Genomic DNA, 11,231 nt, shown 5'->3' on the forward strand with positions numbered 1-11,231 from the left:
TGCTTAACGTGGCAAGCTTGGGAATGCAACTTCAGCCATGTCGCGCATACAGCGAACAACCTGACAGCTGTAACCAAACTCATTATCATACCAAACATAAAGTACAACACGGTTACCATCTGCAATTGTTGCTTGTGAATCTACAACTCCTGCATAGCGGCTACCGACCAAATCAGTCGAAACAATTTCAGTTGACGCTGTGTAATCAATTTGATCACGTAAATCAGAATGCAATGCGGCATTACGTAAGAAAGCGTTCAGCTCTTCAACTGACGTATCTGTCGCAAGATTTAGATTTAAGATTGCTAATGAAACGTTAGGTGTTGGTACACGGATTGCGTTACCTGTTAGTTTACCTTCAAGCTCAGGTAAAGCTTTAGATACCGCTTTAGCAGCTCCCGTTTCTGTGATAACCATATTGAGTGCTGCAGCACGGCCACGGCGCTCAGCTTTGTGGTAGTTATCAATTAGGTTTTGATCATTTGTATAAGAATGAACTGTTTCTACGTGACCATTATTAATACCAAACTTATCATTTAATGCTTTAAGCGTTGGAGTAATGGCATTTGTTGTACAGCTTGCTGCACATACAATTTTATCTTCAGGCAGAATATCGTGGTTATTAACACCATATACGATATTTTTGATATTACCTTTCGCAGGCGCTGTTAAAAGAACTTTTGCAGCACCTTTAGATTCAAGGTGAAGACCAAGGCCAGCTTCATCTTTCCAAATACCCGTATTGTCAACAATAAGCGCATTGTCGATACCGTATGAAGTGTAATCTATTTCATTTGGTGAATTAGCGTAAATTACTTGAATGTAGCTACCATTTGCTTTTATGGCATTACGCTCTTTATCAATAGTAATTGAGCCGTTGAATGGACCATGAATAGAATCACGACGTAACAAGCTTGCACGTTTTTCAAGATCACCGTCTTTACCACCACGCACAACAATTGCACGTAAGCGTAAATCAGCATAAGGACCTGACTTTTCAATTAATAAGCGTGCAAGTAAACGACCTATGCGACCAAAACCATATAAAACAACATCACGCGGCTCTTTTGCCTTAGAGTTAATGATTTCAGCCAGTTCATCATTTAAATATTCTTCAACTGAACGACCTTTCGCAGCATCGTTAAACAGGTAACCATAAGCAAGCTTACCAATATCAATACGCGCTGAATTTAAATCCATTTTGCTGATTGCTTCTAAAAATGGAAAGCTTTCGCGTAAACGTAATTTTGTGCCTTCAAACTGCGCTACAGTTTTGTGTGATTTGATAATATCGATAGGGCTTGCGTTAACAAGTGGACGACCATAAACAGCAATTTCAACACCACGATTACGGTATAATTTACCGATGATCGGTTGCATGCTTTCAGCATAATCTTGGCGTTCTTGCCAGCTATTAGTGTATTCTAACTCGTGAGATGAGGTCATGTTTTTTACCTAATTAAACAATTTTTGAACGGATATCCACAGTCCGAATTAAGCATGTGAGAGCAACTCGTCACTGTGGGCAGGGGTATTCTAATTTAAACTCGCGCGATTCTCCACTGTTACAGATCAATTCCTTGAGCTAGAATAAAACATACGTTATAAAAATAGGGTTTAGGGATGTTACTCAGAACAACTGTATTATTGAGTATTTTGGTACTTACTGGGTGCGAAGAGCCACTAACACAGGCTAAAATTTGTAAAGAAACACCAGGTTTATGCAATGATTTAAATAAAGACAGTCATTGTAAAAAAGAGCGCGCAGAAGTTATCGTTGCTCGCTACCATGAATATAAAAAACCTACTGAAGAGAACAAATACACCCTTTTACAAGGCTTTGAGGACTATAATCAATGTGTATCTCTTGCTGCAAAGATTGAACATATCAAGCTTAAAGAAAAAACCACCTCACGGGTAGAAGGCCATTTAGTGAGTATTAAAGAAATGACGCGCCTTTATCAAGACACTAAAAACACGAATCACCCGGGACTACTTTACTATCATTGGTCGCGCAATAATGACCAGTCAGCTCTGACTAAATTACTCTCTTTAGAAGATGACCCTAGTGTAACAAATGACGCGCAAATGCAGTTCTTTTTAGCGACTTATTATATAAAATCTGATGAAGAGAAAACCATTGATTTACTATACAAAACGCTAGAGCTAAATAAAGCAGGTGAAGAACCTAACCCAGAGATTTACGTTACTTTGGTGAGTTTGTTTAATAAACATGAAAAATACAAGCACGCCTATACATTTGCTCGAGTTGCACAGCTATCTGGTATCACAAATATCGAAATCCTGCCTATTGAACATCAAATTACGGCCGCTGGTCGCAGTTTAGACAGTTTAGAAACGCTTGCTCAACAAACCTACGATAAAATCCAAAGTGGTCAGTTTGTATCACCTAGAGGATTTTAGTCTTCTTTGTAATAATGAAGTACTTTAAAAGAAAAAGGCAGCTTGCGCTGCCTTTTTTTATTTTGCTTTACTTGTGCCAACTTCGACACGCGTCTTCAATTTTTGACCCGGTCTGAAGGTAACTACACGACGCGCCGAAATAGGGATATCTTCCCCAGTTTTCGGGTTACGCCCTGGTCTTTCTTTTTTGTCACGAAGATCAAAGTTACCAAATCCAGAGAGCTTAACCTGCTCGCCTTTTTCAAGCGCTGAGCGGATTTCTTCAAAAAACGCTTCAACTAAATCTTTGGCATCCTTTTTATTGATCCCCAATTTTTCAAATAGGTGTTCAGCTATGTCGGCTTTAGTAAGCGCCATATCTAGTCCCTCAACGATGCATTAAACTGTTCGGCCAGTGCGGCCACCACGTTATCAACTACTAGATTGATGTCTTTCTCTTCGAGTGTTCTATCAACCGCTTGCAGTGTTAGAGCAATCGCCAAACTCTTATAATTTGGCTCAATACCTTTGCCCTTATACACATCGAATAAGTTTAGGTCAACCAATTGATTTCCGCCAACTTTTTCTATCACTGATAAAATATCGCCAGATTTAACGTGATCTTCCACTAAAATAGCGATATCGCGACGGTTTGAAGGGAATTTAGACACACCTTGTGCTTGCGGTAAATTTCTATTTTCTAATGCTGACATTTCAATTTCAAATACATAAGTCGCATTATTAATATCTAATGACTTTTGTACTTGTGGATGAACAGCACCAAAGAAACCCACTTTTTTACCATCAACGTAAATAGTAGCTGATTGCCCAGGGTGTAATCCATCTGATTGTTCTGCTTTTATTTCAAAACGGTTTACATCATTAGTTAACGACAATAACGCTTCTACGTCACCTTTTAGATCGTAGAAATCAACCGTTCGTTTTTCTTCAACCCAGTGTTCACCATGTGAAAGGCCTGTAATTACGCCACCAATTACGGCAACTTGATTAACGCCATTCTCTGCTTTTTCATCGCGTAAGAACTTGAGGCCGTGTTCGAATAAACGAATACGAGGCTGTTGACGGTTTTGGTTATAAACCAATGACGCTAATAAACCCGGCATCAAGCTAACACGCATAGCAGACATATCACTTGAGATTGGGTGCGGTAAAATAAGTGCATCGCTATCAGGGTGTAAAATCGTTTGCGCTTTAGGGTCAACAAAACTGTAAGTAATTGCTTCTTGGTAACCACGGGTTACCAACGTATTGCGGAATGTGTTAACAGCAATGATTGCTTCATTGTGAGTGGTCATCTTTAATGACGCAGTTGGCGCAACATTTGGAATACTGTTGTAGCCATAAACACGAGCCACTTCTTCGATTAGATCTTCTTCAATGCGAATATCAAAACGGTAGCTTGGCACATCAGCGCTCCACACACCCTCTACAATTTTCACATCCAAACCTAAACGCGTAAGAATATCGGTTACTTTGGCATCTTCAATGTGATGGCCAATAACACGGTCTAAACGAGCACGACGAAGGCGTACTTCAGTGACCTTTGGTAATTTATCTTTAGCAACGGCTTCAATAACTGGACCGGCTTGGCCACCTACGATTTCAAGAAGTAAGGCTGTTGCACGTTCCATTGCATCATGCTGCAGAGCAAAGTCAACACCACGCTCATAGCGGTGCGATGCGTCTGTGTGAAGGCCGTAGCTACGTGCTTGTCCAGCAATTGCGACAGGGTTAAAAAATGCGCTTTCTAATAGTATATCAGATGTTTTTTCAGTGACACCTGATTGCTCACCACCAAAGATGCCCGCAATTGCTAGTGCTTTTTGATGATCGGCAATAACTAATGTAGATTCATTTAACTTAGCTGTGTTACCGTCAAGCAATACAAGCTCTTCACCTGGTTGTGCACTTCGCACTTTAATGCCGCCCTCAATCGCATTTAAGTCAAATGCATGCATTGGGTGGCCAAGTTCAAGAAGAACAAAGTTAGTCACATCGACCACAGGATCAATTGAACGAATGCCACTACGACGAAGTTTTTCTACCATCCAAAGGGGCGTTTCTGCATCAAGATTAATACCTTTGATAACACGACCTAAATAACGAGAACACGCCTCTTCATTGACTAGTTCGATTGTTACTTTATCGTCAATTGTTGGCGTAACTGGTGCGATCTCTAATGCTTTTACATCAATGCTATTAAGTACGCCTACTTCACGGGCAATGCCTTTAATACCTAAGCAATCACCACGATTGGGGGTAAGGTCAACATCAATGATGTTGTCATCTAAGCCTAAGTAATCACGAATGTCAGTGCCCACAGGTGCATCAAGCGGTAACTCCATGATGCCATCACCTTCTTCGCTAATACCAAGCTCGACGAACGCACACAGCATACCGTGAGAGGGTTGACCACGTAATTTTGCTTTTTTGATTTTAAAGTCACCGGGTAATACAGCACCAACGGTTGCAACCGCAACTTTGATCCCTTGACGACAGTTTGGCGCACCACACACAATATCGAGCAGCTCATCGCCACCAACATTGATTTTGGTGACTCGCAACTTATCTGCATCCGGGTGTTGAGCGCATTCAACCACTTCACCAACCACAACGCCATTAAACTGTGCAGCAGCTGGCTCAACACCATCCACTTCAAGACCGGCCATCGATAACTGTTCCGAAAGAGCCTGCGTGTCAATTGCAGGGTTAACCCACTCTCTTAACCACTTTTCACTAAATTTCATTTTATATTTTCACTCTTAACGGAACTGGTTTAGGAATTTTAAATCGTTTTCGAAAAACGCACGTAAATCGTTAACGCCATAACGCAGCATGGTTAAACGCTCTACACCCATACCAAAGGCAAAACCGGTGTATTTCTCAGGGTCAATACCTACTGATTTAAGAACATTAGGGTGAACCATGCCACAGCCTAGCACTTCCAACCATTTACCATTTTTACCCATTACATCAACTTCAGCAGATGGCTCAGTGAATGGGAAGTAAGATGGGCGGAAACGAATTTCCATGTCTTCTTCAAAAAAGTTACGTAAGAAGTCGTGCAAAATACCTTTAAGCTCTGTGAAGCTAACATCAGTATCAACCATCAAACCTTCAACCTGATGAAACATCGGTGTGTGAGTTTGGTCATAATCATTACGGTAAACGCGTCCCGGTGAAATAATACGCAGCGGTGGTTGCTCCGTTTCCATTGTGCGTATCTGTACACCACTTGTTTGAGTACGCAAAACAAGTTTTGGATTAAAGTAAAAGGTATCGTGATCAGCACGCGCTGGATGATGCTCGGGAATATTGAGCGCGTCAAAGTTATGAAAATCATCTTCAACTTCAGGCCCTGATTTAACTTCAAAACCAAGTTCACCAAAGAAGCTCTCAATACGTTCAATTGTACGTGTCACAGGGTGTAACCCACCTGTTGGCATCGCACGCCCAGGTAGCGTTACGTCAATAGTCTCTGCGGCTAGCTTTTCTTCAAGTGCTTTACTTGCAAGTAAATCGCGCTTTTCATTGATTGCCGCTTGCACGTCTTGTTTCGCTTGGTTAATTACCTGCCCAGCTTCTTTACGCTCTTCAGGGGCGATTTTGCCTAACGTTTTTAATAAACTGGTAATTTCGCCTTTTTTACCAAGGTAATTTACCCTGATATCTTCAAGCTGCGCGATTTCACTGGCACTGCTGACAGCCTCAAGTGCTTGCGCTAATATATTTTCTAAGTTCATTCGATACCTGATCTTTCACAGAAGGTGATTACAATTTTGATGACTAATGATAACTGAAAGCAAGGACTAGATTCTAGACCTTAAGCCAATCTAATTGAATTCTTTCTAGTTAACTATGTTAGTAATAACTAGGGTTAGCCTTATATTGGCTATTTTAAAGTTTTAATGCAGATTTTATGAAAGGAATTGTTAATTTTCGTTGAGCAGCCATTGATGCATGATCAAGTTTATCTAAGACCTCAAGGAGTGCCCGCATGTCCCGACTCAAACGCGTTAACAAAAAACGAGCACATTCGTCACTAAGCTCTAATCCTCTCATATTAGCACGCTTAACGAGAGCCTCCGCTTTGTCATCATCACTCATTGAGCGTATCTGAAACGTGGTTCCCCACTTCAAGCGGGACTCCAAATCTGGCAAACTGATATTGAGCATATCTGGTAGCAGATCAGCGGTAACCACTAAGCACTTCCCAGGCTCATTAAAGCGGTTAAAAAAGTTAAAAAGCGCTTTTTCCCATGCATCGTTGCCTGCAACTAAATGCACATCATCGATACATAACACATCGAGTGAATCTAAACCATCTAGTACAATAGGACCAAAATCTATGACTTCACGCATTGAAAGGAGCATGGTTGATAACCCTCGCTCCTGAGCATGGATACATGTAGCATACAATAAGTGTGATTTACCCGAATCGCCTAAGCCACAAAGGTATGTGTACTGAAAAGTAGCTGCCAAGGTATCAAAAGCGCTTTTAAGATGACTTACCTCTAATGAGTTTTCACCACCAAAATAAGAAGCAAAAGTTTCATCATCTGGCAATGTCACTGGTAATGCCATTTGAACAGGCTCAGTCGCCATCATTATAGTCCAACCCAGTTATAGTCAAGACTGTCTTCAGATGCAATATGATAAAAAGCCCTAGGGTCAACAAACGCCTCAAATGAGCGGTCAAGCTCCAGCGCTTTTTTAAAATCTTTAACCGACCCTGTATGACTCACCTCAAAATAGATGGTTTGCTTGTCTTTAGAACGGATAACAACATCGGTCACGACACTTAAACTCTCTAAACGTCGCTTAGCTAACTCTACATCAACAAAACTATTTGTGCCTTTAAGTTTAAAGGAGGCCTTCGCTAGACTATTTGATGAACTTGGGTCAACAGCATATTCCGCGGCTAAGCCAGCGGCTAAAGTATCAATCATTAAGGCAATTGTTTGCTGTTTATCACCCGTTAATCGATTAGCTTCGAATAAGTCATCATTGGTGAAACGCCAATCAAGCACCCAATTATCATTACTCTGTGGCTTGTAAAGTCTAGCAGTAATACTTCGCTCCGCCGTGTATCTACTTGATGCTTGTTCTACAGGCTCAGAAAAATTACCCCACACTTCAGGAATCCCGACGATGGCTCTATCTTGTAAGTCAAGTAGAGGGACCACAACAGGTAAACCTCTACGAGCCGCGGTATCATAAATAAGTTGCTCTAATTGGGGGTAACTTTCTTGTGTTACAAGCTCTCTGCGCCAGTTATCCTCGATTGCTAACCAAATAGCGACTAGGGGACGACGAGTGCCCCAAAGTGGTAAATTTAATTCCTTGATTAATGCATTAATCTTATTAGCTTCAAATTTAACAACAAGTTTGAGCGTACCATCTGCTTTTTCATCATATTCAAACTTGAGCATATAATCTGAGATATCTTTGCTGCGTTGTTTTGCCAATGGATTTTGATCTGCATACGGATCCCCGCTCACTTTAACTAAAACATTTAAAAGTGCGGCACGGCTTGCAGTTAAACGCGCCTTTCGAGATTTGTCTTCTACTTTAAGTGTATCTTGGTATAAATCGGTCACTTCTACAGCTTTAGCTGAGAAACAAATAAAAAGAGTAATAAGGGTAATAAGTAATCTAGACACAGGCTATTTATTCTTAGTTTTAAACTGAATCGATCCTAATTCAAAGCACCGCACAAAGCAAAAATATATTTTTATTGCTGAATTTAACACAAGGCAATTTAGCATAAAGTAAGATTGAAACTCTACACACCCTTTAATTTGAAATGCTCCCTTGGTTAATCTCATCAGTTTCTGATATTGTTTTGTGTAACAGTCTATTTGTATATTTTCATAAATGCTTGATATCTCTTTACTTGCTGTATTCATCCCAACATTTTTCATTGTCTCCATTACACCGGGTATGTGTATGACGCTTGCTATGACCCTAGGTATGACTATTGGTATTAAACGAACTATGTGGATGATGCTTGGCGAAGTATTGGGGGTCGCAATAGTCGCCATATCAGCCGTACTTGGCGTGGCAAGTATGATGCTAAATTACCCTCAAGCTTTTGTACTATTAAAATGGTTAGGTGGCGCATACCTTATTTACATTGGTTTCAGTATGTGGCGCTCAAAGGCAACGCTAAACCTTGATGATCAAACACAGGAAAGAATCAGTAAAAAAGCATTATTTAACCAAGGATTTGTAACGGCTATAGCAAACCCAAAGGGGTGGGCATTTATGATTTCACTTTTACCACCTTTTATTAATATTGACTATGCGCTTGCACCTCAATTAACGATATTAGTGGCTGTCATATTACTCAGTGAGTTTGTTTGCATGATGGCTTATGCAACGGGTGGAAAAAGCTTACGCTTATTTTTAAGTCGTGGCGATAATATCAAATGGATGAACGCAATTGCTGGAAGTTTAATGGTGGCTGTTGGTGTTTGGCTAGCCATTGGCTGACTCAACTAAAATATACCCCTGAAAATTAATCATTTAATTATCCAAAGCGTTTAAAAAGGAAATAATACCAATTCTTAAAATATAAAATCAGGTACCCCATTCGCAAATTCACACTTTAATTACCCGACTTGATAAGCAATGGTTGAAAGCTAACTCCACACTTATGCATTAGATTTAATTCCGATAAATAAGGGATAGCTATATCAAGCTGATATCAATGAATGAGAAAGCTGCCTCATTAGTTTATCAATCAGCCTTGTCCATACTAACAATCACGTGTCTGCATCCCAGGTTTGACTTCATTTTTTGGCCCAAATAAACGTAGTCGAATTTTGTTACTTACGTTGCGCTTATCCCTGAAACTGGGCATCTAATCAGCATAATGTAAGTTGTCCCAGGATATGAAGCATCGTTTCTCGTTGAAAAATTAAACCTCTTACTTCTTATGATTTTTTATGTGCTTATAAGAGCTGATTATCCTGTTAAACTCCAAGTGCTTAATATTTTACATACATGATGTAAGTGATAATGAACACTAAATTCTGCATTTATATACGACAAGCTAGCTTCAGCCATAAAGCAACATCCTTAAAAATAAATAATGTTTTTAATATCAATTCAATCTATTGTTAGCTGTGTGTTGTTGAATAAATAGCTACCCGTTTGGTAACGCTACCGCGCCTAATGTTTAAGCATATTAGATAGTATCAGTTCTATATCCTTCATAAATAATACCAATTCGCTTAATTAAGTGATCTATTTTGAGGATGGATAAGCGTGTTACGTTTAGCCCCGCAAAATGATTAAGTATTATTGCGGATTGGTATAAGAAGACCGCTAGTAAGCTTATTCGTTTACGAGCATCTTTTCTTCTCTAGGGAAGCTAAATAATTACTGTGATAATTTAAAGTTAACCATTAACTTTAACTGAAAAGTTGTTTTATATTTTACCTATTGAACAAATAAGTAAACGAATTGATATAACACGCTTTATCTTAACGCTGTTTCGTTTCACTACTGAGTGCAACATGAGGGCGTGGCCTGCTGTATTTACTTTATCCCAGACAACAAAAAACCCGCTACATTGCTGTAACGGGTTTCTCTTATTTGGAGCCATGGTGCGCTACGCAGTAGGATGAGCGCGTGCCTACAGCAGTAAAGAGTCGCATAATAAATGCTACACCAACGTTGGCCTTCACGCCGTGTCGTTTCACTACTGAGTACAGCAGGAGGGCGTGGCCTGATGTATTTACTTTATCCCAGACAACAAACAACCCGCTACATTGCTGTAACGGGTTTCTCTTATTTGGAGCCATGGTGCGCTACGCAGTAGGATGACCGCGTGCCTACAGCAGTAAAGAGTCACATAATAAATGCTACACCATCGTTGGCCTTTACGCTGTGTCGTTTCACTACTGAGTACAGCAGGAGGGCGTGGCCTGATGTATTTACTTTATCCCAGACAACAAAAAACCCGTCACATCGCTGTAACGGGTTTCTCTTATTTGGAGCCTGGCGATGACCTACTTTCACATAACAAATGCTACACTATCATCGGCGCTGTTTCGTTTCACTACTGAGTTCGGCATGGGGTCAGGTGGGTCCAAAACGCTATTGTCACCAAGCAAATTTGGGTGTCAGTCCGTATCACTACGCACTAACTAAAATTTGGTATATCTGATAATAAAGTTTTCTGTAATCTACTTTAGTCTATTAACTTCTGCGCTTAAACAGTCACATAAAACGCGTTTGGCGTTGTATGGTTAAGCCTCACGGGTAATTAGTACAAGTTAGCTTAACATGTCGCCATGCTTCCACATCTTGCCTATCAACGTTGTAGTCTTCAACGGCCCTTCAGAGACTTTAAAAGTCTAGTGAGAACTCATCTCGAGGCCTGCTTCGCGCTTAGATGCTTTCAGCGCTTATCAGTTCCGAACGTAGCTACCGGGCAATGCCATTGGCATGACAACCCGAACACCAGCGGTTCGTTCACTCCGGTCCTCTCGTACTAGGAGCAACCCCTCTCAATTCTCAAACGCCCACGGCAGATAGGGACCGAACTGTCTCACGACGTTCTAAACCCAGCTCGCGTACCACTTTAAATGGCGAACAGCCATACCCTTGGGACCGACTTCAGCCCCAGGATGTGATGAGCCGACATCGAGGTGCCAAACACCGCCGTCGATATGAACTCTTGGGCGGTATCAGCCTGTTATCCCCGGAGTACCTTTTATCCGTTGAGCGATGGCCCTTCCATTCAGAACCACCGGATCACTATGACCTACTTTCGTACCTGCTCGACGTGTCTGTCT

Annotated in this window: 8 protein-coding genes and 2 rRNA genes; 2 read left to right on the forward strand and 8 right to left on the reverse strand. The window is 40.8% G+C overall.

All coding sequences use genetic code 11. From position 1 onward, the window contains the following. Positions 1-3: 3 nt before the first annotated feature. The gene (locus ATS75_RS03625; protein WP_058559043.1) at positions 4-1,446 is read right to left on the reverse strand and encodes a glyceraldehyde-3-phosphate dehydrogenase; all 1,443 of its coding nucleotides are present in this window, start codon (positions 1,444-1,446) and stop codon (positions 4-6) included. A 177-nt stretch (positions 1,447-1,623) separates the two neighbouring features. Between ATS75_RS03625 and ATS75_RS03630 the strand changes: the two genes are divergently transcribed. Beyond that, positions 1,624-2,424: a DUF2989 domain-containing protein gene (locus ATS75_RS03630; protein WP_058559044.1), complete on the forward strand. Its 801-nt coding sequence runs from the start codon at positions 1,624-1,626 to the stop codon at positions 2,422-2,424. A 57-nt stretch (positions 2,425-2,481) separates the two neighbouring features. Here the strand turns inward: ATS75_RS03630 and ihfA are convergent, their stop codons facing one another. The 5 genes from ihfA to ATS75_RS03655 form a co-directional block, all read right to left on the reverse strand. After that, a complete protein-coding gene (gene ihfA, locus ATS75_RS03635; RefSeq protein ID WP_002960690.1) occupies positions 2,482-2,781 on the reverse strand; it encodes an integration host factor subunit alpha in 300 nt (99 codons plus the stop codon). A gap of 2 nt (positions 2,782-2,783) precedes the next feature. Beyond that, entirely contained in the window at positions 2,784-5,171 is a 2,388-nt protein-coding gene (gene pheT, locus ATS75_RS03640) for a phenylalanine--tRNA ligase subunit beta (RefSeq protein WP_058559045.1), read from the reverse strand. A 15-nt stretch (positions 5,172-5,186) separates the two neighbouring features. Further along, the gene (gene pheS, locus ATS75_RS03645) at positions 5,187-6,167 is read right to left on the reverse strand and encodes a phenylalanine--tRNA ligase subunit alpha (protein WP_058559046.1); all 981 of its coding nucleotides are present in this window, start codon (positions 6,165-6,167) and stop codon (positions 5,187-5,189) included. A gap of 154 nt (positions 6,168-6,321) precedes the next feature. Then, positions 6,322-7,032: a DnaA regulatory inactivator Hda gene (gene hda / locus ATS75_RS03650; RefSeq protein WP_201020940.1), complete on the reverse strand. Its 711-nt coding sequence runs from the start codon at positions 7,030-7,032 to the stop codon at positions 6,322-6,324. Then, positions 7,032-8,087, reverse strand: coding sequence for a DUF2066 domain-containing protein (locus tag ATS75_RS03655; RefSeq protein WP_058559047.1), 1,056 nt, complete (start codon positions 8,085-8,087; stop codon positions 7,032-7,034). The genes hda and ATS75_RS03655 overlap by 1 nt, the downstream gene beginning before the upstream one ends. A 214-nt stretch (positions 8,088-8,301) precedes the next feature. Between ATS75_RS03655 and ATS75_RS03660 the strand changes: the two genes are divergently transcribed. Beyond that, entirely contained in the window at positions 8,302-8,919 is a 618-nt protein-coding gene (locus tag ATS75_RS03660; RefSeq protein ID WP_058559048.1) for a LysE family translocator, read from the forward strand. Between the two features lie 1,510 nt (positions 8,920-10,429). Here the strand turns inward: ATS75_RS03660 and rrf are convergent. Together rrf and ATS75_RS03670 are read right to left on the reverse strand one after the other, a co-directional pair. Then, positions 10,430-10,544 (reverse strand): 5S ribosomal RNA (gene rrf / locus ATS75_RS03665). Positions 10,545-10,678: 134 nt separating this feature from the next. After that, positions 10,679-11,231: ribosomal RNA gene (locus tag ATS75_RS03670) — 23S ribosomal RNA — on the reverse strand; the annotation flags it as partial.

It is taken from the genome of Pseudoalteromonas sp. H105 (assembly GCF_001469215.1).
Taxonomy (GTDB): Bacteria; Pseudomonadota; Gammaproteobacteria; order Enterobacterales; family Alteromonadaceae; genus Pseudoalteromonas.